This is a genomic window from Mesorhizobium sp. M0778, from assembly GCF_040320105.1.
Classification (GTDB): Bacteria; Pseudomonadota; Alphaproteobacteria; order Rhizobiales; family Rhizobiaceae; genus Mesorhizobium.
Genome location: NZ_JAMYPA010000009.1, coordinates 233924 through 255857, shown reverse-complemented (window position 1 = coordinate 255857; position 21934 = coordinate 233924). Strand labels below are relative to the sequence as shown.

The window sequence follows — 21934 nt, the reverse complement described above, 5'->3', positions numbered from 1 at the left end:
CATCCTGCGAAACCGCTATCGCGCCGTCACTTGGCAACGCCCGTACGGCTCCCGGCAGATCGGCGCCCAGCGCCGCTAAGAGATCGAAATCATTGCCTGGCCGGACATTGCCTTCGTGGTGCTTTTCCATCGCCTCGCGTAGCTTCTCCTCCGGTAGGAGGTTCGCGAAAAAGGCCGGCAAGGCGCCCGCCAGAGGCTTCGGTCCTTTCCGCAATCCTCCGGTCGCTGCCCGGAACGACAGGCTGAAAACCGGAAAGCCGCCCGTCGCGCGGTAGGCCTCATCGAAGTTGAATGCATTGAAATCGCCCGGCGTCCTAACGATTGTGCCGATCTTCAGTGCGTTCAAGAGCACGTCCAGCGACGGGATCGTCTTAGGTGCGTGAAAGACTGGAGCCATGATCGTCATCGTCAGATTGAGGAACAAAGGCGGGCAGGTCGTCATCATCATGCGGACGCAACAGAGCCTGGACAGCCGGCACCATGACTTGCGGAACCAGCATCATTTCCAGACCGAGCGCGCGAGCGACATTCATGAGCGTCGTCGCACGCGCCGCCGCGGCCCCCTTTTCGATGTCGCGATAGCGGGGACGGGATATACCCGCCAAACCAGCGACCTGCTGCTGCGTCATGGCAGCGCCCTGCCTCACCTGCCTGAAAAGCCCACCGATTTCGCGCAGAATTTCCGATTCAGATTCCACCATTACCTATACGATTCATTCCAATGCCCCCATTGATATGCAAAGGTATCTCATCCGGCGAGCAAGTTAATTTAATGATCTGTTCGCGTATCATATATGAAGATAATGATATCCAAAGAGATCAGTCCTTCATTCGAGGATCTCCCAGGTTACCGCCGCACAGCGGACGTTCCTCCGAGAACAGCTGCCATGGCCACCGCCCACGGCATTTTCACCGAGCAGTGCGTACGTCGCTGCGAAAACGGCCAACGCAAAGACATTCAGCGAACGGCTAGTTTAACCTCAGCACTGATGCGCCCGACGGGGCCCTATGAACGCGAAACAGACGCGACCGCGGCATCAACCGGCCGGCAGATGCGCCCAATGCAACAAGCGCGCCTGACGCAACGCCGCCAGATCAGCCGAGCCGGTGCAGAAGCAGGCGACGGCCAACTGGCGGATGGCGATCTCGAAATGCGCGACAACCGCCTCGGTGGATACTGTAGCCGCGCGCAGCACGCCGGCCGCCTGCCCGACGATGTCCGCGCCCAGGCGGATGGCCTTGGCCACGTCAACGCCGTCGCGGATCCCGCCCGACGCGATCAGCTTCACCGTTGGCAGCGCCCGACGTACCGCCTGCACGCTGGCCGGGGTCGGAATTCCCCAATCGGCGAACGCCATCGCCACTGCACGGTCGGCGGCATCGCGGGCGCGATCGCCCTCCACCGCGGCCCAACTGGTGCCGCCGGCGCCGGCGACATCGATCACCGCCACGCCCGCCTCGACGAGCGCACAGGCCACCGAGGCGGACAGGCCCGAACCCACTTCCTTGGCCACGATCGGCACGCCCACTCTGCGCGCGGCGCGAGCGATCTGCGCCAGGACGCCGCGCCAGTCGCGGTCGCCCTCCGGCTGTACCGCTTCCTGCAGCGGATTGAGATGGACGATGAGTCCATCGGCCTCCAACGCATCAACCGCCCGGCGCGCCAGGTCCAGGCCGTCGGCCTCGCGCAGTTGCGCGGCACCGATATTGGCCAGCAAGGGAATGTCCGGGGCCAGGCGGCGCAGCGCGCGCGTCAGTCCCTGCGAGTTGCGGGATAGCAGGCTCACGCGCTGCGAACCGACGCACATGGCGATCCCCAAGGCTTGCGCTGCCTCGCTCAGATGCCGGTTGATGGCCTCGGCGCGTGGCATGCCGCCGGTCATGGAGCTGATCAGCAGCGGCGCGCGCATGGTCTTGCCCAGCAGCGAGGCGCGCAGGTCGATCTGCGTCAGGTCCAACTCGGGCAATGCGCAGTGTTCGAAACGGATGTACTCCCAGCCGGCGGCGACCGTGGCCGGCGCCGTTCGTCGATCCAGCACGATGTCCAGATGGTCGTCTTTGCGCCGGCTCAGGGCGGTGTCGCTCATGCTCGCTCGATCCGTCGCATCGGGCGAAGCGTTGCGTCGGATCGGACCGACGGCAGCGCACGCCCGCCGCCGCGTCCCGCGCGTTCAGGCCGGCGCACGCTGGCCTCCCCTCGCAGCGTCGCTGCCGTAGCGGCTGGTCGAGGTCTGGTAGTACTGCGCGCGGATGGTCGCCATGGCCTCGATCAACGGTCCCCACGGCGCGGGAAAGCGTTCTTCCGCCATCACCCGGTGCAGCATGCGCGTATGGCCGGCCAGCTCGTCGTTGAGGAACTCCACCACAGGCATAGCCGGATAGCGCTGCAGCAGCAGGATCGCCGCGTTGTCGGCCTCGCTGGCCGACCTGTCCTTGTCGCGTCCATGCAGATCGTTCTGCAGGCGCCCTATCGCGGAGATGAGCCGCAGGACCTGGCGAAACGCCGGACGCGCGCGCAAGGCCGCCATGTTCAGCCCCCACAGCAACGACAGACAACAGAACACGTTCGTGTAGGCGATCGACTCGATGCCGTTGTGCAGGTACTCGGCGTAGGACCAGCGATCCGCCCCTGCCGGCTGCGCGCGTCCGGCGCGCAGCGCCGCGCAGTAGCACCGGGTATCGTCGAGAAGCTGAGCATAGTCGCGTCGATCGTAGGCGAGCGCGGCCAGCGAAGCGCGCAGCACAGCGCAGCCCTCGAATCCGGGGAGCGCGCACGGCCCGCCCTGCCCCAGCGCCTGCTCCACCGCGGCGAGCTGCTCCGGCGCGATCAGGCCAAGGTCGTTGCAATCGTCGAGCCAGAACAGCAGCGCCAGCTCGCGATAGAACGCCACGATCAGCGTTTCGTCCCGCGGATCGCGGCCGGTGCGGTCGCTGGTGTCGCGCAGGCTCGGGTAGATGCGCTGCAGGATGTACTGGCCGCCCCTGACCGCTTCCACGGCATGCTCGTCGGCGAACCCCGTCAGGGAACGCCCCCACTCCAGCACCTGCTGCAGCGCGCGTTCGGTCTGGATCATGGCGCCGCCCCTGCTCCCTCGCCCAGGACGCGCCGCCCCCAATGAAGTGCCAGCCACAATCCGGCAAGTTCGGCCACGCGCACCACCCGGGTGGGGCAATACAGTTCCTTGCCGATCCACAGCGGCGTCTGCGGCAAAGCATGCGCCGCATGGCGGGCGAGCATCCACTCCAGCGCACGCGCCACCGCCTGCGCGATGCGCCGGCGCCCTGTCGGCTCTTCGCTCCCGTCCATCACGTGCAACGCGAACAGCGCGTAGGCGGTTTCCTCGAATGTGGCCGCGCGACCGGCGCCCCAGCCGCCGTCGTCGCGCTGCGCCTGCATGAGCGCCGCCAGCGCGCGCTCGTCGCGCCACTGGGGCTTGCCTTGCGCGAGCGCAGCGACCGCATGCGCGGTGGGATACAGCCACGAAACGTGCCATTTTTCGTTGTCCCATAGACCGTGCGGGTTGCGATTGGCCTCGACGTAGGCGCTGGTGCCGGCAGCGGGCTTTCCCAACAGTCGCAACGCATGCAGGGCATGGATGTTGGTCGACACCGAGGCATTGCGCTCGCCGGGGAAGGTGACGAACAGCTCGCCGATTTCGAAATGGCGCAACGCATCGACCGCCGGGTCGCGGCCTGCAACGCGCAGGACGCACAACGCAACGGCGGTGTCGTCCGCATCGGCCGCGAAGTGCAAGGCCGGGCCCAGACCGCGCACGCCCAGGCGGGCGTCGAGCTGCGCGACGATCACGCGCACCGCCTCGGCGAGCGCGGGATGCGCGAACAGCCCGGCCAGATGCAGGGTGTACAGCGACCAGCATGGCTCGAACACATTGATCGGCCAGACGTTGGGAACGACACCTTCGATGCCGCTGCGCGTCGCCCTCGATGCCGCCTGCAGATACGCGTCGGCGCGCCCGACCTGCGGCGTGCTCCCCTGTGTCACGGCGTGCGCACGCCACGCGGCGGTGGCCGCCGGACTGATGCCGATGCTGCCGTCGTCATCCGGGCATGCGGTGGTCGGCGACGTCCCCCAGGCTTCCCAGGAGTGCAGCAACGGATGTCCGCTCGGCAACGTCGCCACCGCCCCCAGCTTGACCAGGCACGCTTGCCGCAACGGCAACAGCGCCGGGTGGCGCGGAAACGCCACGCCGCCCAGCAAGGATGCGGCCTCGCCGCACAACTGCGGCAGGATCAGCTCCGCGCCGATCGGCGCGTCTTCCGGCACCGCATGCGCGTAGGGATCGGGCTGGCGCTCGAGGAACCGGGTTGCAGCCTGGACTGCGTCGGCAGCGCCGGGAAGAGGATCGGCACGCTGCAATGCCAGCAACGCCGCCCACGTGGGCGCATGGCGGAACAGCGGGAAGTCCGCGCTTCCCCATCCGCCATCGGCCTGTTGCTGCGCGATGAGCCACGCGTATGCGTCCTGCCGACCGGTGATGTTGCCGTGGAACTGCAGAGCTCGCGCCGTGTCGTAGACGGACGGACCGACGCTGCCGCCGTCGCTCATCTCGCTCAGCAGGTGGCGCAATTCGGAAAGGATCTGTTCGGACAGCGCGTTCACGCGGGATGTTCCTTCTGCAGACGGTTGGCGAGGACCAGGATCGGGCAACCGCTGCGATCGGCGCCGCGGACTCGGACAAAGAGCAGCATGCATCGCCCGCCGACCGGTCGCAGCAGCATAGGGCGAGTCCATGCGGACGGGCGCGCTCATGCGTATGGCGCGGACAGATACACGTTGGCCCGCTGCAGCATCTGCGCCAACCGTTCCGCACGCGGCCCCAGCGGGACGATGGCCTCCCCGGCGTCGCGCAACAAATCTAGCGCGAACTGGCGCGCTGCCTGCAGCCCCATGATCGACGCGCAAGTCGGCTTCTGCGCCGCCGCGTCCTTACCGGGGGTCTTGCCAAGCGTCGCGGTATCCGCTGTCGCGTCGAGAATGTCGTCGATCACCTGCAACGCCAGCCCGAAACAGGCGGTGTAGCGATCGAGCGCACCGTACAGCCCAGCGTGCGCGGCATCCTCCGCGATGGCGCATAGCGCGCCCATGCGAACGGACGCGCGCACTAGTGCTCCGCTCTTCATCCGGTGCATCGCCACGATCCTGTCCAGCTCGGCGTGCTTTCCGACCAGCGACAGATCCATGGCCTGCCCGCCTGCGGCACCCTCGGCGGACACCGCCTGCGCCAGTTCGCGCACGAGCGCGATACGGTTGTCGCCCGGCGCATCCAGGCTCGCCAGGGTCAGGAAGGCGTGCGCCTGCAGCGCATCGCCGACCAGGATCGCAGTGGCTTCGCCGAACTTGACGTGCACGGTCGGAAGGCCGCGGCGAAGCACGTCGTCGTCCATTGCGGGCAGGTCGTCGTGGACCAGGGTACAGGCGTGCATCATCTCGATGGCGGCGCCGACGTCGTCGAGCGTGTGCGCCGGCGTGTCGGCCAGTGCGCCGGCAGCCATACAGAGCAAGGCGCGGGTGCGCTTCCCGCCATTCAAGGTGGCGTAGCGCATCGCCGCCATCAGCTCGGTCTCACCGTCGTCTTCGGCGCAGAGAAGACGCGCCAGCGCCTGTTCGACCCGTTTTGCGCCGTCCTGCATCCAGATCTCCGGCAGCAGCCTGCCGGATGCGCCGCGCGCCTGCGCGCCCAATCCGCCGAGCGCGGAAACGCCAGTTCCGTGGTCGTGTAGCGTGGAACCGGTCTGCATGTCGTTCATGTCCTTGTACCTGACAGCAGACGGCCACGGCGAGCGGCGAGCCGATGCAGTGTTGCCGGCGTCGCACCGAGCGCGCGCGCCGAGTGCAGCAATGCCGCGCGTCGCCGGCGCCGCTGCCTCGCCACACGGGGTATGCGATGCCAGCTCACGAGAATCCGATGCGGATTTTCATGGAGGGTTGTGCTGTCGGGTAATAGCGCCGGCCTTTTTCGGCGTCGCTCAGCAACCGCGGCCGCACCCCGGCCTTGTGCATGGTCAGCGCCAAGGCGATGCTGAACTGCACCAGTTCCAGCCATACCAGGTGGTAGCCGATGCAGACGTGTGGGCCGCTGCCGAACTGCAGCATGTCCACCGGCCCGATCGGCCCCGTGCGTTGCAGCCACCGCGCCAGGCGGAACTGATCAGGCGCCTCGTGCAGCAGCGCCGAGGTCGAGAAATGCAGCAGCGGGATGCATAGACTTGTGCCCGCGGGAATGCGCCGCTGGCCGAGTTGTAATTCCTGCGTCGCGCGACGCGGTACGAGCGAGGACGCCGGATGCATGCGCAGCGTCTCGCGGAACAGCGCCTCGGCAACCGGATACTGCGCCAGGTCCGCGTGCCGGGTCGGCACCGCGCCCACGCGTTGCGCCTCCTCGACCAGGGCGTCCCACAGCTCGGGCTGCCGCGCCAGCTCGATCACCATCCAGGCCATAGTCGAGGCGGTGGTCTCGTGACCGGCAAGCAGCAGCAAGCGGATATTGGCGACCAGGACGTCATCGGAGAGCGCATCGTCGCTGCGATCGAAGGCGCTCACCATGTCGTTGATCAACCCGGTGCGCGCGGCATGCGCGCGCGCGTCGCGGATGAACTGGCGTGACTGCGCGTCGATCCAGTCGCGGGCGGCGCGGCCGCGCCGCAAGGGCGTTCCGGGCAGGTCGACCGGGGGCGCGACGATCAACTGCAGCAGTTGCCGGTACTTGCGATGCCATTCCGGCAGGTCTTGGGCGGGGATGCCCATTAGACTAAAGGTGAGCTTGAGCATCAGGTCGCCGGTTTCGGGCAGGATAGTTACTTCACCGCGATGGCGCCACGCCTGCACCCGCGCCCGGATGACGGGCTCGAACAGCTCGCCAATGCCGGCCTCGGTCAGCCCCCTGGGCAGGAACGCCGCCTTGATCCCATCGCGCGCCTGCCGGTGCGCGCTACCGTTCAAAGTGACCAACGTTCCGCCAAGGATTTCGGGCGCGATCTCTGCGATCAGCGCCGAGGACACGTGCTTGTGCCGGAGCAATGCGATCACATCCGGATCCAGGCAGGTCATCAGGTGTCCGGCACGACCGAAGTCCAGCCAGAAGTGACTGCCCAGCGTCCGTTCCGCGCGCTGCAGCAGGCGCGGCAGGTCGCAGACTATGGCGGGAAGATGCCCGACCAGGGGGAAAGCGCCGGGCATGACCGGGATGTCGTATCGCAGCCGGCGCCGACGGTTGAGCGGGTTGAGCAGCATGTCTATCACCTCCCTGGCGCAGCGTCCGCTTCGGCGGTGTCGCCAGCTGGCCGCGCGGCGCGGCTGTTGCCACCATCGGCATATGTCGGCACATGCGTCAGCATGCCGCCGTCGATGCACACGACTTGGCCGGTGATGAACGCAGCATCGTCGGAGAGCAGGAACGTCACCAGCGCGGCGACGTCCTCGGGGCGGCCGACGCGCGGCAGGAGCTGGTGCCGGCGTAGATGCCGTTGCATGCACTCGTCCAGCTTGGCGAGGAGACGCTCGGTCATGATAAGACCCGGCGCAACCGCGTTGCAGCGGATCTGCGAGTGACCGTACTGGGTGGCGAGCGAGGCCGACAGCATGTTCATCGCCGCCTTCGAGGCGGCGTAGGACGTCTGCGCGGTATCACCGCTGAGCCCCTGGCACGACGACATGTTGACGATCGCGCCACCGCCACGGGCGATCATCCGTGGGATGGCCTGCCGGCAGCAGAGCAGCGTGCCACGCAGATTGGTCGCGATCGTCTCATCCCAAACCGCCAGGTCCAGGTCGAGGATCGCGCGGTCGCGCGGGGTCAGATGCATGGCGCTCGCGTTGTTCACCAGCAGGTCGACCCCACCAAAGTGCCGCTCCGCCGTCTCGAACAGCGCTGCCACCGCCTGCGCATCGGCGATATCCATGGCTAGGGGCAGCGCGTGGCCCGCTTCGGCCGCGATCCGCGCGGTGCAGGCGACGGCAGCCGAGCCATCAATGTCGGCCACCACCACTCGGCCCCCCTCCCGCGCGATGGCGAGGGCGCATGCCTTGCCGATGCCCGCGCCAGCGCCGGTCACCACGGCAACCTTGCCCTCAAACCGTCCCATCGTGTGCTCCCTGATCATGTTGGTCTTTCGCAGCATGCCGCCCGACCTCGCCGGAGAGGGCGCCGGATCCGCGCTGGCGGGCTCGCCATCGCCAGCGTCGCTTTCGATGACCCGAATGGCGGCGACCGGGCACTGGCGGGCCGCGAGCCGCACGGCAGCGTGCAGCGCGTGCGGGACCGTCGCCACGCACACTTCCGCCACGCCGTCCGGTTCGCGCTGGCGAAAGGTGCCCGGCAGCGTCAGCACGCACTGCCCGGTGGTTCCGCACAGATCCTGGTCGACCACGACGCGCATCTCAGCCCCCCTGCGCATGCAGCCGCACCGGCAGCGCGCGGAACGTCCTAAGGAACGCGGAGGGCTCCCGGGTCGGCTGTTCGGCCAGTACGAGCGTGGGGAAGCGCGCCTCGATCCGCGGCAGGCTCTCGGCCAACTGCACCCGGGCCAGTTGCGCACCGAGACAGAAGTGGATGCCGTGGCCGAAGCTCAGCATGACCTTCCCGTCGGTCGACATGCCAGGACTGGTGCCGTAGAACCGCGCGGGATCGAAGCGGTCGGGATCGGCGAAGGCGTCCGGGTCGCGATTGCCGGCCGCGATCAGCACGCGCACGTCCGCGTTCTTCGGGATCATCACGCCGCCCAGTTTGATGTCGCGCTGGGCGATACGCGGAATGGAGCTGAACATGGCGGGCGCGTCGCAGCGCAGGACTTCTTCGACGAATGCCTTCACCCCCACGGCGTCTCCCTGCAGCCAGTGCCGCTGTTCGGGATACGCCAGCATCGCCAGGACCGCATGGTCGATGGCCGCAGCAGTGGTGGCGAAGCCGCCCAGCAGCATGCCCCACAGCATGCTGATCAACTCCGCATCGGACAGCGTGTCGGCGTCGTCGTCGTGTGCGCCGACCAGCATCGACACGATGTCGTGGCGGGGATCGGTGCGCTTGCGCTGTATGAGGTCGCCGAAGTAGGCCTGCACCCTGGCGCTGGCCCCGTCCGCCGCGGCGAGCTGGGGATCGCTGGCGTGCGGGCTCAGGCCTTCCAGAATGGCGCCGATGCCGGCGGCGAGCCCGAACATGTCGTCCTGGGGCATGCCGAACAGTTCGGCGAAAACCAGCATGGGCAAGGCCAGCGCGAATTCGCGATGCAGGTCCACCGCCTCCCCGCGCTCCAGCGCGGGCGCCATGCCGTCCAGGCGCGCTGCGACGATGCGCGCGATGCTCGGCCGCAGGTTGTCGATCTGGCGCATAGTGAAATCGCGCGAGATCAGCCGGCGCAGACGCGTATGCGTTGGAGGTTCCTTCATCGCTAAAGTGGACGCCAGCAAACTGAGCGACAGGCTGGTCGCCGCACGCGGGAAATAGCGCGCCAGTTCGCCCGGCGCCGGTCCCCGAAACGCATCGCCCGTGGCTTTGAGCGCCCAGTAGATGTCGGCGTGGCGGCTCAACAGAAAGAGGCCCGACGCCGCGCGATGCACCGGATCGTGCTCGCGCAACCACCGCATGAACGGATACGGGTCGTGGATGCACGCTGGCGACGCCAGTTCGGCGAAGGCGTCCCGGCATACTGCCGTGGTTTCTTGCACGTCCATCTTGGTTACCTGTTGGCTGGTGATCTGACCGGCGCCCGCCAGGCGCGCCGGTAAATTGCGGAGAAGATCGCGATTCCCGGCGGCGTCCGCGCATCACCAGAGCACCGGGAACTCCTCGAACCCGCCAGTGATGATCTCCTTGCGCAACTTCAGTTCTTCGGGCGCCACCGCCAGGCGCAGCGCGGGAAAGCGCTGGAAGATCGAACCGAACACTACCTTGAGTTCCAGCCTGGCCAGCGCCGCGCCGATGCAGTTGTGCGGCCCGTAGGAGAACGCCAGGTGCGGGTTTTCCTCGCGTCCGATGTCGAAGATTTCCGGGTCGTCGAAATGGCGCGGATCGAACGACGTCGCCGGCAGACCGACAAGCACCTTGCTCTCCGCAGGAATATGCACGCCCGCGATGCTCACGTCGGTCCTCGGATAGCGCATGATGCCGTCCCAGCCCGCGCCCGGCGGGTACATGCGCAGGATTTCCTCCACCGCCTTGTCCACCAGGGATGGATCGCCGACCAAGCGTTCGCGCTGTTGCGGATGGCGGAACATGGCCAGCAGGCCGAATTCGATCTGCGCGACGGTGCTCTCGTGCCCCGCCACCAGCATGCCCGCCGCCAGGCCGATCGCCTCTTCCTCGGTCGCCTTGCCCTGGTCGACCGCCGCGAGCAGATCAGTCAGCAGGTTGTCGCCCGGATGCTGGCGCTTGTCCCGCATCTTGCCGCGAATGTAGGCGCGCAGTTCTTCCCAGGCTAGGCGCGACGCGCTGCGCGGGCCGCTTTCGTGCTGGTGCGTCATCACCTCGTCGGACAGCCCGGCGAAAAAGGCGTGATCCTCGTAGAGCACGCCCATCAGCGCGCAGATGACCATGGCCGGAAGCGGAAAGGCGAGGTGACGCCGCAGGTCGGCGGGCTGGGGCTGGGCCGCCAGCGTCTCGAACAACTCCGCGGCGAACGCCTCGACCTGCTGCGCGAGCAGCTTCAACCTGCGGTTGCTCAAGGCCGGCGCCACGATCGTGCGTAACCGGGCGTGCTCGCCCCCCTCGTGCGAGACCAGCCACCCCGGCGAACCGAGCATCACCGAATCCGGCGTGAATGCCTCCGGCGGCATTCCCGCGGGCCGGAACGCCGCGTCGGACAGCACCGCCTTGGCTTCGTCGTACCCTGTCACCCACCAGCCTTCTTGCCCGGACGGGAAGTGCACGCGGTGGATCGGACCGTTGGCGCGTAGCGCTAACATCTCGGGCGAGGGCTCGATGTGATCGACGCGCCACATCGGCAGCGCCGGCAAGGGTTGTTCGGACATGGTGGCACTTCACTCTCTAAGCGATGGAAGGGCGGAGGTGACCGGCAGGCGCTGCGGGCAGCCAATGACGTAAGACAGCATGTAGACGAAGTCCTCCGCGGCGGTAGCCCGCGTGTAACTGTCTAGGCATACCGCGCGGCGAGATGCAGAACTTTATCCTGCGCCTTCGAGTTCAGGATCAGGCGAGTGGTGGGCCTTTGAGTCGCAGCCGGCCATCAGGATTTCCCGCACAAGGGTCGACAAGGGCGGCGAGCCTGTTTGGTAGGGGGCGGTTTCGCCGAGGCCCCTTCCCATAGAATGCTATCTGACGCGGATTTGACATTTGCTTTTCTTTCTCCGTTCATCGATCGCGGTGTCATCCACGAAATGAAGGTCGGTCGGCGGCTCCCGAAGGAGCTTCAAAACTCGTGCCAATCTGGCCGACCCAGCATAAGCAAAAAAATTGTGATTGCTTTTCAGTGGATTAGCCTGAGGCCAAAGAAGAGCTCGGCGAAATAGACCGGTGTCGCGGACCAACAAAGGCGACAGAACAGTGTCGGATAGTACGCCTCGGCGACCTTTTGGTCAGGCTTGCGACATTCTGGTCCAGTTTCGAACATAAGAGGGTTGCAAACAGGACACGCTTGGAGAATTCGATCCTCACGGAACCAGGGCGCTTGCCGAAGAGCGTGCGCTCATGGTTGCTGCCACAGGCGTGTGTTCGCAATAGCCGTGCCTGCGCACGCAAGAACACGCTAGCGGCATACGCTACGCAATCGCTGCAGTTCCCGCCGGTGCGAGGTAGTGCATCGGCTCGGCTGCGTTCGTCTTTGCCCAGCTGGGGCGGAAGCGCCGAACATCCGCACCATACAGCACCGTTGTTGAGTGTCGTGACTAGGCGGTTATAGCGCGCGCCCGATCTTGGCGAAGACACCGCCTCCGAGAAAAAGGGGGCGGTCCAAAAGCATGTCTAGTTGAAATGGCACGCCGCTTGCTGCTCCTGGTTAGAGCCCATCAAATCACGATGAAAGCGACTTGCGCCATGCCCGACACACGAAGCTCTAGACGGTGGCCTGAAGACACAGTGCCCGTTCCCGCTGAACATCGGTACATCGTCTGCTTCGGAAGTCCGTGCTCGGTAGCCCCTTTGCGCACGGCTGGTCCGATGCCGGCATGCCAACACATGGCGCTCGCGCAATTGCCGTTTACCGGTTGCGATCAGCATGTGAGTGCCCAAGAGCCCCATGAAAGAGCCCCCGAAGCCATGGTCGGCGGCTCACTGGCAAATATCGACGATACGCCGAACCAGCTCAGTAACCCGGGTCTCTTGCGTGAAGTCACATCTGAGGCCGCCACACGCTTCCGATACTGGCTACTTCGGGCCCGCTATCACTTTTTCCCGGGCACGAGCGCGAGTGATCGATGCCGCTTCCGGCGCCATAGCCGTGGAAAGATTGCCCAAGCGGCTCGACAGCCTCCACTCGCTCAGATCGATGGCGTTCGGGTGACGAAGACCAGCAGCCAAGACGTTCCCCTACATCGGGATGGAAAACCGAGGTTGCGAGCCGCGAGGGCCTCATTTCATGCCCGGCAGACGAGCCTTTGCTCGGTATTGCGCCAGCGTCTGCCGGACTCCAGCGCGCCAGTTTTTTCTTGAGGAGCAAGTTGATGACCGTTCAAAAGAAGGTTCCCTTCGTCACCTTTCTCACGCGTGTTCGCGATGAGTCAGTCCAGGGCCCAAATCCATATCGCTGGGAAGAAAAGACATCTGACGACTACTTTGCCGGCAAGCGCGTCATCCTGTTCTCGCTGCCTGGCGCCTTCACTCCGACCTGCTCGACCTACCAACTGCCCAATTTCGAAGACCTCTATGATGAGTTTGAGAAGGAGGGAATTGCCGCGATTTACTGCGTCTCCGTCAACGATGCCTTCGTCATGAATGCGTGGGGGAAGTCCTTGGGCTTGCAGAAGGTCGAGCTCATCCCCGATGGCTCAGGCGAGTTCACACGCAAGATGGGCATGCTGGTCGCCAAGGACAATCTCGGCTTCGGGATGCGCTCCTGGCGCTACGCCGCCCTGATAAACAATGGCGTGGTGGAGCAGTGGTTCGAGGAGGAAGGTTTCTCCGACAACTGCGAGGCCGACCCCTATGGCGTCTCATCGCCGCAAAACGTTCTCGAAACGCTGAAGGCCGCCGCATGACCTAGAAAACGTCTCCTCCCTGGTGCCATTACCCACCCCAAGAAGCTCCTCGACAGGATGTCGCGCTCACCATGCAATCCTCAGCAAGCCTACTTCAGCGCCAGAAGCAATCCATGGTCACATCGCCTCAACTCATTGAGTCGATTCGCTTGCTGCAACTGGCGCATACTGAACTGCATCAGTTCGTGGAGCAGGAAATCGAGAAGAACCCGCTCTTGGAATCTGCGTCAAACGATGACGGGTCTTTTGGCGACGTTTCGATTTCGGGAGCGGATCAGCCTATCGGCCCGCGTGCAAACGCCGTTGACGGACCGACCGGGGCCGGGTCACTCCGCAAGAAGACCAACAACGCGTCGGGTGATGGCCCTTCCCTCGACGAGTTTGCCACCCTCGCCGAAACATTGCACGACCATGTCGCTGGTCAGATCGCCCTCACCGCGTTCACACCAAAGGAGCGGCTGATCGCTGACCAGCTTGCCGCCGATCTGGATGACACTGGCTATCTTCAGACCAACCTTTTGGATCTTGCCGAGAGCCTGAGTGTCCAGGAGGCTGACGTTGAACGGGTTCTCGGAACCTTGCAGCACTTTGATCCACCGGGAATTTTTGCGCGAACTCTCGAAGAATGCCTCGAGCTCCAGTTGCGCCAGCGAGACCGGTTCGACCCGGCAATGGCAGCTTTGGTTGCCAATCTTAAAATGCTTGGGCGACGCGATTTCCAGGCACTGAAGCAGCATTGCGGTGTCGATGAAGACGACCTTCTCGACATGTACCATGAGATTCTTGCGCTCGATCCCAAGCCTGGAAACCGGTTCCAGTCCGGTCCGTTGGAATCCATCATACCAGACGTCTGGGTCATGCCCTCGCCGGAAGGCGGATGGAAGATCGAACTTGATCCGGCCACACTGCCCAAGGTGCTGATCAACCGAGCCTACTATGCCGAAGTCTCGCGTCACACCGTCCAAAATTCGAAAGATCAAGCATTTCTCAACGAATGCTTGGAGACAGCGAACTGGCTGATACGCAGCCTCGATCAGCGCGCCAACACGATTCTTAAGGTTGCGACTGAAATCGTGCGCCAGCAGGATGCCTTTTTGGAACATGGCGTCGCCCACCTGCGGCCTCTCAATCTCAGAACCGTCGCTGACGCGATCGGCGTGCACGAGTCGACGGTAAGCCGGGTGACCTCGAACAAGTACATGCTTACCCCGCGCGGAGTCTTTGAACTGAAGTATTTTTTCACCGTCGCGATCGCGTCCTGCCAAGGCGGCGATGCGCACTCCGCCGAAGCTGTCCGCCATCGGATCAAAGCGATGATTGCCGCAGAATCTCTCGGCGACGTGCTTTCCGACGATGACATCGCTGTCCGGCTGAAGGAAACCGGCATCGATGTTGCGCGCCGCACCGTCACAAAATATCGCGAAGCAATGAACATCCCCTCCTCCGTGCAACGCCGCCGCGAAATGCGCTTGTGTCTTTAATGTGGGTCAACGCAGCCAACCTCATGTTGCAGTGCATCCAAAGTGGAGACTTCGTTCATGACCCGATCCGCGGCAGGCGTCATGACGCTGTTCTGCACGACCCAGAAAAGCCCGACCCACCGTCTGATCCCGCATGGGGTGCGGTCATTTCGCTTTCCTTGGGCACCTTCGGGCTGGTGACGGCAGAGTTTCTGCCTGTCAGCCTCCTCACGCCCCTCGCGCATGATCTCGGTGTCACCGAGGGTGCGGCTGGACAGGCGATGACGGCGACCGCTATCGTCGGGGCGATCTCGGCGCCGACGGTTGCCATCATCACAAAGCGCCTGGACCGCAGGATCGTCATGTGGGCGATGACGCTGCTGCTGATCCTGTCGGACGTTGTGGCGGCCGGCGCGTGGTCGCTGGCGGCACTCCTGACGGCACGCGTCGTGCTCGGCATAGCGCTCGGAGGCTTCTGGTCCATGTCGGCAGCACTGGCGATGCGGCTCGTTCCAAGCCACCTCCTGCCGCGCGCCATATCGATCATCCTCACCGGCGTTTCCGTCGCTTCCGTTTGCGCAGCTCCAATCGGCGCTTATGTCGGCGATATCTGGGGATGGCGAAGCGCCTTCATGATCGCCGCAGTCGTCGGCGCCGCTACACTGCTGGTGCAACTCATAACCATTCCGAGGCTGCCTCCGGTTGGAGTGGCTAGCTTCCGCAGCCTGCTGGATGTGGCCAAGATTCCGATGATCAAGGTCGCGCTTTTGGTCGTCCTGCTGGTCGCTTCCGGCCACTTCGCCGGCTTCACCTATATCCGCGCCTTCCTCGAGAAGGTTCCCGCGCTGGATGTCAAGACGATCTCGCTTGTGTTGCTTGCTTTTGGCATCGGCGGATTCTTCGGCAATTTGGCCGGCGGGCTGCTGGCCGAGTACAGTCTCAAGGCAGTCGCGGCCCTTGCACCGCTGCTCATAGCGATAGCCGCTGTTTCGCTGCTGACGGCGGGAGCATCGGCCTCGGCCTCGGCGGTTGCGGTTGCCGCGTGGGGCTTTGCCTTCGGCGCAGTGCCGGTGGGATTGCAGACGTGGATGGTATGGCGCGCCGCTCCCGAGCAGGCCGAAAGCGCCGGTGTGCTGATGGTCGTAGCGTTCCAAGTGGCAATCGCAGCCGGCGCGATTTTCGGCGGACTATTGGTGGACAATGCCGGGATTACCAGTGCCATTGCCTACAGTGCTGTTGCCACGTTCCTCGCCGCCCTGACAGTGTTCCTGCTCGGCCCGAAGCGCGAGACCTAGATCGCCTGACAGAAGAGGCCTCAGCAGCGCAGCGGGACGAGAGATGCAATCGCATGCACGGCGCGGCGCGATCCTCCGCAGGATTACTTTGGCGGTTGCAGGCTTCGTTTTCGCTGAGCGTATAGGCCGACTGGATCGCCGCCGCGGCAGCCTGTTCCGTGTCGGCCTCCGATCTCGCATGGACCAGCGCCAGCGCCTCGCCGGCTTCACCTCCGGGCCATGGCGACCTTCGCCGCCAGACAGGCGAACCTCGCCGGCACCGGTTTCCATTTGGCGACGATGAGCGCTGCCAGCGCGATGGAATCCTTGCTGGCGGTCATATCCTTCACGAAGCCGGCATTCTGGGCGAGCGACAGCTACGCGCCGGCCATGCCCGTCCGAACGCCGGTGAAGATGCCGCACGATAGCGCAGCCAGGTCACCGAAATGCCAGTGGTCTCAACGGCGGCCGGATTTTCGCCGACCGCGCGAAGTCCTAGGCCGAGCGGGTGCTAAACAGCACCAACCAGGTAGATGGCACCATCAGGGACGCGACATAGACCAGCAGCGAATGGCCCGTAGATCAGCTCGGGATAGACTGGCCCGAGCACCGGCACGCCGCGCACCGCTTCGGCGCTAGGCACAACGATCGAATCGCGAGTCTTCAGAGAGCGACGGCGCGCGCCCTGCTGGAACCAGGCCTGGCGAGAATGATGGTGGAGCCGGCAGCAATGAAATTGATGGCGACGCCGAAGACAATCTGGCCGCCGCGATGGGTGATCCAGGCGAAACCGTGCACCAGCGCGAAAAATCCACGGCGGTGGCTACGGCGGCGCCCAGGCCGAGCCTGTAACCGCGGCCGCCGAGGCGCCGCAAAGGCGCCGGCCAGCATCTTGCCCTCGATCCCGGTGTCGAAGACGCCGGCCCGCTCCGAATAGAGCCGGGCCAGGCAGGCGAGCAGCAACGGCCCGGAGAACACCAGTTGCTCGGCGGCGATGGTGCGGGTCGGGTCCTGCACCGCCATGATGACGGCGTCCGCCGAAGCGAGCATCGCGAGCAATCGGACAGCAGGCACAGCATTCAAATCCTCGAAGGCGTCCGTCGACATTAGACAAGAGACATATGGCGCGGCGCGAGCGCTGGGGCTGTACGACTGACGAAAGCGGCTCTCAATCCGAGGCGATGCCGTTCTTGATCCGTGTGAGGCGGCTTTCGCCTTCCTCCGGGCCGAAGCAGTTTTCGAAGTCATTGCATTCCCGGCAACTGGGCGCGCTGCACAGCGAAAAACCTTCGACCTCGCAGAGCTTGCGGTAAAAGTATTTCTTCCATTTCATGTTTTGGGTGTTGCCGGCCGCCAGCGTCGGAAAATGCGAGGCGAGCAGGCGGCCGAGGTCGGTTCGATTAAAAAGGCCAAGGTCCTGCCAGAGATGGTCATTGCGCATGGCACGCCGGGCGATGATCTTGGCGAAGCGAGCGCTCGCCGGGTCGCCCGGCCGGGCATGCGCCAGCAGCAGTCCGCGCAGAAGTTCTTCCTCCAGGTCCGGCTCGGGCTCGCTCACCTCTTCCAAGGCAAACGCGGTGATAGGAATAGCAGGGAAACAGCGGGCCAGGACATCGCGCAGCTCGGCGCGCGAAAGGCCGGTTGCCTGCGTCGCCGTCGCCTCGCCGGCCTCGATCTCCTCGAGCGCACGTGAAAGCACACAGGCAAGCACATGCTGGTCGAACCTCCTCTCCAGCTCGATCTGCGGCCATCGGCCGGTGCTGAGCCGGGCATAGTGTTGGGCAAATATGGTGCCGTTCTCCTGGTTTGTCCTATCAAGTCATGCAGCGACCCGGCCGGCCGCAACATGGGTTGGGCAGTTCTTCGGGTAGAGGCAGTCGCGGATCGTCTCGCGGTCGAGTAGTGCGGTAATTTTCGTCTGGTCCATCGGCTCTGTCTGTGATTGGAAGAGGTGTGTCGCGAACCCCCGCCGTGCCGTTTGCGCCTCATGGGGAACACCTCGGCGCCGGAAGTGCCCCCGCGGAGTTGGACGTGGACCGTGCTGGCACAGAGGTCGCGTGCCGTCCTTTCCAGTGCGGCCACATGGTCGACCCCATTCAAGCCCGCCAGACTCTCGGTTGAATGACGTCTGATTCAAAGCGTCAGCGGGTGAGTTCCAGCGCACGTTCAGGACAGCATCGCGCGCCTCGCGATGCAGGCAGCTCCTCCCCTTCCGCAACTTCAATGTCACCAGGCAGGATATAACCCTCGTCATCAAGCTTGAAGATGTCCGGCGCTTGCGCCGCGCATCGCGCGTGACCCTGGCATTTGGCATTTTGGACGATGATGCGCATGGCGCTGCCTCCATTCTCTGTGCCCCGGCTTGGGGCGGGGCCTAGGACCAGTCCAGGATCAAATTTTCGATCCCGAATACATGGCCGCCAGAGGTTATGGGTGCCGTACCCTGCTTGATCCTGAAAGCCGGGATGCGCGCCAGCCACTCCTCCAGGCCAACGACAATCTCCCGCCGGGCAAGGTGTGAGCCAAGGCAACGGTGGGGACCATAGCCAAAGGCGGCGTGGCGGTTGTCCTCCCGCTCCAAATCGATCGTGTTGGGGCATTCGAATTCCGCCGGGTCACGATTGGCAATCATCGTGGCGCAGGAAACATAGTCCCCCTTCCGGATCGGCGCGCCTTCGAAGTCGATATCTTTCGTTGCCACGCGGATCAACTGAACGGTCGGATAGACGCGCAGCAATTCTTCGGCCGCGAGCACGATCCGGTCCGGTTCGCTCCGAAGCAATTGCTGATCTTTGAGGTTGCGCGCGAGATAGGCCAAGTCAAAGCCTATAGCTGCTGCGACCGTGTCGAGCCCAGCGACGAAGACAAGCACGCCGATGCCGCGGACTTGGGTGTCCGTCAGCCGGCGGCCCTCGACCTGTGCCTGCACGATAAAGGTCATGAAATCGTCAACCGCCTCCTCGCGCCGCATGGCTGCAAGTTCGTCGATGAATGCCACGATCGTCCGGGCCGCCGCCGGGCGTTTCACATCGTCACCGTGAAGCAGATCTTTCCCCCAGCCGACAAATGTGTCGAGTCGGTCATCCGGCAGCCCCAGAAAGCGAAGGAAGATGCTCACCGCGAAAGGAAATGCAAAATCCTTCATGACGTCGCAGCTTGTGCCCGACGCGGCGATCCTTTCGATCAGCTCGACCGCCCGTTCGCGGACAGCCGGTTCCAAAGCCATCACCCGCTTTGGCGAAAGCAGCGGATTGAGTAGTGAGCGAAAAACGCCATGGGCAGGCGGATCCAGTTCAAGCGGGATCATCGGCCAGTTTTCGCCAAGCGCGGACGCGAAGATGCTGCGATGGCTCGAAAACGTTTCGGCGTCCTGCAGCACCCGGCGCTGATCACTGGCGCGAGTGATGACCCAGGTACCCCGCCCATCGCGCGTGTTGCAGGGCGAATAGAAGATCGGCGGCCCGGCATGTACGCAAGCGACGGCTGCTTGCGGATCCCCGTTGGGCGTCGGTGACATCCCTGGTGACGTAAACAGGCTGAAGTCCCTCACCATTTCGGGCGGGACATGATCTGGAACGGGGTTGGTCGCCATTTTGCTTTCTCTACATTGGCGTTCATGGCTCGATTGAGATTGCACCGCTGTTCATAAAGTCGATTTCCAGCATGGGTACATCTCTTGTCGGGCGCCTTCTAGATTCTGTCGCCCGATACAGTCCACCTGCACCAGCGCGGATGAGATCGGTTGCGAATTCAATCAGAAGGGGCATCTCCGCCGCGCTGCGGTCATGAAGCAAAGCCGCTGCTTATCCCCGTTAGGGTTGAGAGGCTGGTCAATCGCTCAGCTCCGTGACGCACTGCTGATGCCCTGCTGATGCCCTGCTGATCAAATTGTCAAAGCAAGTCGCGTGCCGGATAGGCGTACCCATGGCGCTGCACCAAGCGATGCCAGCCTGCACTGGGCCCGCCGCCGCTAAGTTGATGATCAGCTGTCCATCATTCTTACGACAACGTCCGACAACCGACATCCACGGTTGGTTTTGTCGAGGCCGCGACATCGGGCTGTTCGACCTTGCTGCTGCACTGCCTTCCGGTCGACGAGCGAGGAGATCGCTCGCACGGCCCGGACTGAGCAACGACGCGATCCAGCGCAAGGATCGGGTGCGGTCCGACAAGACCCGGCGGCGCTTGCGCGCGATGATCGAAATTATCAACAAGGTCGAGCCGCGCTTCGGTTCGGCACTGATGGCGTATGCGTTATATCGCTCGGAGCCGCTGCAAGGATTTCCGGCTAGACGGTGATGTACTCGTGCGCAGCGGTCCGGCCGACGACGAGCTTGACTGTATCGCTGCGGTCAATTCCGGCGTGCACCCTGACCGCCGTATGCGCTACGACGGCAAGCTCTATCGCACATGGACCTATTATTTCCTCGCGAGCCGCTGTCGGAACGTGGTGCCGAGTCCTATGGCGGCCGGTTCAATCCGAGGGCCTGTCGGCTCTACCCATCCCTGTCGGTCGGACCGGGAACGCGTGGCAGACTCTCGGCCAGAAACCGCCAGTCGCTGCGCTCGCGTTCGCCTTCCTTGCGCGTGCCGAAGAACTGGATGATCATCTTGCCGTCGGCGCCATAGGCTTCAATGGACGTGACGTGACCGTCCCTCGTCGGCTTGCGCACGGCCCAGACCTCGCGGATGTGATGGGTCCTAAGATGCAGATGGAAGGTCTCGTCGAGCACATTGATCCGCGGCCCGATCTGCTTGACCGACTTGATCGGGCCGGAATGGATCTGGATGCAACCATGATTGCCGACAAAGCACATGATCGGCATCTCGTCTTCGGCCGCCTGTTGGAACAGGGCGCCAACGGCATCATTGTCGAGCAGCCAGGCGTAATCCTCGTCGGCCATACGCATCGCCTGGCAGCGGCTGAGCTTCAGTGCCTTCAACATATGGTAGAACTGATGCACGTCGCTCAGCCGGCTCCAGTGCTCGCGTAGGTCGTCGACCGTGGCGGCTTGGTCTGGACTCACTGCGTTATCGCGCGCCCCGCTCGCCTCGACCGATATGATCGGCTCCTGGTCGGAGGATGCGAGCTCTGCCGCCAGATTCTGATAGGCCTGCAGGTTCGAGGCGGGCCTGAGATGTACTTTGTGCATCGCCTCGCCGGTGGCATCAAAGAATTGCAGGCTGCGGCGGATCTCGGCTCCCTCGCGCTTCTCGACGGCGAAGCCATACGCCCACGCTTTCGGGAAGATGCGCAGGTCGATCTCGTCGCCGAGCACCATGGCATGCGGGTTGCCGGTGACCACTTTGTCGTAGACGCCGATCTTTTGGTGCACGGCACTTTGGTTGCGGGTGACCGCCATCACCTCGCCGACCGCTTCGAGGCCGGTCAGCAGATCATCGACGCGCGGCTCGATGCGCACCGCGCCGTGACCACAATGCGCTGCGACCAATTCGGCTTCCGAAATGCCCAATCGAGCGGCGAGATCATGCTCCCGGATTTTCGGATTGTCTTCGCACGCCCGCCGGATTTCGTCCGGCGACGGTTTCTCGCGCTGGTCCATGTCTTACCCCTGCTTCCACCTACGTGTGAGGATCAGCTGCCCTGCCGGTGAATCTTCAGCCGATAGGGCGCGCCGTAATGCTCGACCCTGATCTGCTGCTGGCCCGTGAACAAAGTGTCGCTGGACAGCGTGCGCACGTCGTCGCACCCGCGCGAAAACCGGGGGTGCTATCGGAGCGGCGAGACCCGAGTGACACGTGCAGGCACATGCCGATGGAATCTCATCGAGCCGGTCGGTGGCCACCGGGCGGTGGTGAGCGATTGTGGGTGTTGTCGCAATCGGCCAATCGGTCATTCGGATGCCACGGGCGGCGCTGCTTCGCCAAACAAAGCGTGTCTGACCCAGTCCTGACATGTTGCTCCCTTGCTTTGCCGCATCGATCGCGAGGGCACCCACGACACGATTGTGGATCGGCAGTCTCTTGCCGCCTCGCCAGTGGAGCTTCAAAAACTGTGCCAATTGCGCCGAAGC

The 21934-nt window shown here is 64.3% G+C and carries 18 protein-coding genes and 4 pseudogenes; 4 read left to right on the top strand and 18 right to left on the bottom strand.

Features of this window, described 5'->3' with window-relative positions; all coding sequences use genetic code 11:
* The 12 genes and pseudogenes from NKI22_RS15865 to nifH all read right to left on the bottom strand — a co-directional run.
* Positions 1–397 (bottom strand): HipA N-terminal domain-containing protein (locus tag NKI22_RS15865; RefSeq protein WP_352958577.1); only part of this gene is annotated, 397 nt, incomplete at its 3' end.
* Complete coding sequence (locus NKI22_RS15860; RefSeq protein WP_502895940.1) at positions 372–701, bottom strand: helix-turn-helix domain-containing protein; 330 nt, start codon at positions 699–701, stop codon at positions 372–374. The genes NKI22_RS15860 and NKI22_RS15865, both read right to left, overlap by 26 nt.
* Positions 702–1037: 336 nt before the next feature.
* Positions 1038–2087 carry a type 2 isopentenyl-diphosphate Delta-isomerase gene (gene fni, locus NKI22_RS15855; protein WP_352916129.1) on the bottom strand — a complete coding sequence of 350 codons (1050 nt, stop codon included), beginning with the start codon at positions 2085–2087 and terminating at the stop codon, positions 1038–1040.
* Positions 2088–2171: 84 nt separating this feature from the next.
* Positions 2172–3074: a terpene synthase family protein gene (locus NKI22_RS15850; RefSeq protein WP_352705450.1), complete on the bottom strand. Its 903-nt coding sequence runs from the start codon at positions 3072–3074 to the stop codon at positions 2172–2174.
* Positions 3071–4621, bottom strand: a complete 1551-nt coding sequence (locus NKI22_RS15845) for a hypothetical protein (protein WP_352958574.1) — start codon at positions 4619–4621, stop codon at positions 3071–3073. Before NKI22_RS15845 ends, NKI22_RS15850 begins: the two co-directional genes overlap by 4 nt.
* 146 nt (positions 4622–4767) lie before the next feature.
* Positions 4768–5760 carry a polyprenyl synthetase family protein gene (locus tag NKI22_RS15840; RefSeq protein ID WP_023723005.1) on the bottom strand — a complete coding sequence of 331 codons (993 nt, stop codon included), beginning with the start codon at positions 5758–5760 and terminating at the stop codon, positions 4768–4770.
* Between the two features lie 154 nt (positions 5761–5914).
* Entirely contained in the window at positions 5915–7258 is a 1344-nt protein-coding gene (locus NKI22_RS15835) for a cytochrome P450 (protein ID WP_352705473.1), read from the bottom strand.
* On the bottom strand, positions 7258–8103 hold the full coding sequence (locus tag NKI22_RS15830) for an SDR family oxidoreductase (RefSeq protein ID WP_352483826.1): 846 nt from the start codon (positions 8101–8103) through the stop codon (positions 7258–7260). The genes NKI22_RS15835 and NKI22_RS15830 overlap by 1 nt, the downstream gene beginning before the upstream one ends.
* Positions 8090–8397, bottom strand: a pseudogene (locus NKI22_RS31465) (ferredoxin). Before NKI22_RS31465 ends, NKI22_RS15830 begins: the two are co-directional and overlap by 14 nt.
* A 1-nt stretch (position 8398) precedes the next feature.
* Positions 8399–9688, bottom strand: coding sequence for a cytochrome P450 (locus NKI22_RS15820; RefSeq protein WP_352705446.1), 1290 nt, complete (start codon positions 9686–9688; stop codon positions 8399–8401).
* A gap of 93 nt (positions 9689–9781) precedes the next feature.
* On the bottom strand, positions 9782–10984 hold the full coding sequence (locus NKI22_RS15815) for a cytochrome P450 (protein ID WP_352715631.1): 1203 nt from the start codon (positions 10982–10984) through the stop codon (positions 9782–9784).
* A gap of 131 nt (positions 10985–11115) precedes the next feature.
* Positions 11116–11306 (bottom strand): annotated as a pseudogene (gene nifH, locus NKI22_RS15810) (nitrogenase reductase); the annotation flags it as partial.
* A gap of 1325 nt (positions 11307–12631) precedes the next feature.
* Here nifH and NKI22_RS15805 point away from each other — a divergent pair.
* From NKI22_RS15805 to NKI22_RS15795, 3 genes are all read left to right on the top strand, one after another.
* Entirely contained in the window at positions 12632–13165 is a 534-nt protein-coding gene (locus NKI22_RS15805; RefSeq protein ID WP_352483748.1) for a peroxiredoxin, read from the top strand.
* A 71-nt stretch (positions 13166–13236) separates the two neighbouring features.
* Entirely contained in the window at positions 13237–14646 is a 1410-nt protein-coding gene (gene rpoN, locus NKI22_RS15800; RefSeq protein WP_352483749.1) for an RNA polymerase factor sigma-54, read from the top strand.
* Positions 14647–14669: 23 nt separating this feature from the next.
* Complete coding sequence (locus tag NKI22_RS15795) at positions 14670–15920, top strand: MFS transporter (protein ID WP_352705442.1); 1251 nt, start codon at positions 14670–14672, stop codon at positions 15918–15920.
* A 236-nt stretch (positions 15921–16156) separates the two neighbouring features.
* On the opposite strand, the pseudogene NKI22_RS15790 reads toward NKI22_RS15795, so the two are convergent.
* The 4 genes and pseudogenes from NKI22_RS15790 to NKI22_RS15775 all read right to left on the bottom strand — a co-directional run.
* Positions 16157–16922: pseudogene (locus tag NKI22_RS15790) on the bottom strand (ABC transporter permease); the annotation flags it as partial.
* Positions 16923–17067: 145 nt separating this feature from the next.
* Complete coding sequence (locus NKI22_RS15785) at positions 17068–17688, bottom strand: nitrogen fixation protein NifQ (RefSeq protein ID WP_352705471.1); 621 nt, start codon at positions 17686–17688, stop codon at positions 17068–17070.
* A gap of 352 nt (positions 17689–18040) precedes the next feature.
* Positions 18041–18232 carry a ferredoxin gene (locus NKI22_RS15780; protein ID WP_352705440.1) on the bottom strand — a complete coding sequence of 64 codons (192 nt, stop codon included), beginning with the start codon at positions 18230–18232 and terminating at the stop codon, positions 18041–18043.
* 41 nt (positions 18233–18273) lie between these two features.
* A complete protein-coding gene (locus tag NKI22_RS15775; RefSeq protein ID WP_352705469.1) occupies positions 18274–19491 on the bottom strand; it encodes a cytochrome P450 in 1218 nt (405 codons plus the stop codon).
* A gap of 439 nt (positions 19492–19930) precedes the next feature.
* Here NKI22_RS15775 and NKI22_RS15770 point away from each other — a divergent pair.
* A pseudogene (locus NKI22_RS15770) lies at positions 19931–20268 on the top strand (hypothetical protein); the annotation flags it as partial.
* 127 nt (positions 20269–20395) lie between these two features.
* Here the strand turns inward: NKI22_RS15770 and NKI22_RS15765 are convergent.
* Both NKI22_RS15765 and hemP read right to left on the bottom strand, forming a co-directional pair.
* Positions 20396–21463, bottom strand: coding sequence for a hemin-degrading factor (locus NKI22_RS15765; protein WP_352937934.1), 1068 nt, complete (start codon positions 21461–21463; stop codon positions 20396–20398).
* A 32-nt stretch (positions 21464–21495) separates the two neighbouring features.
* Entirely contained in the window at positions 21496–21600 is a 105-nt protein-coding gene (hemP, locus tag NKI22_RS15760) for a hemin uptake protein HemP (RefSeq protein ID WP_023678236.1), read from the bottom strand.
* Positions 21601–21934 lie beyond the last annotated feature (334 nt).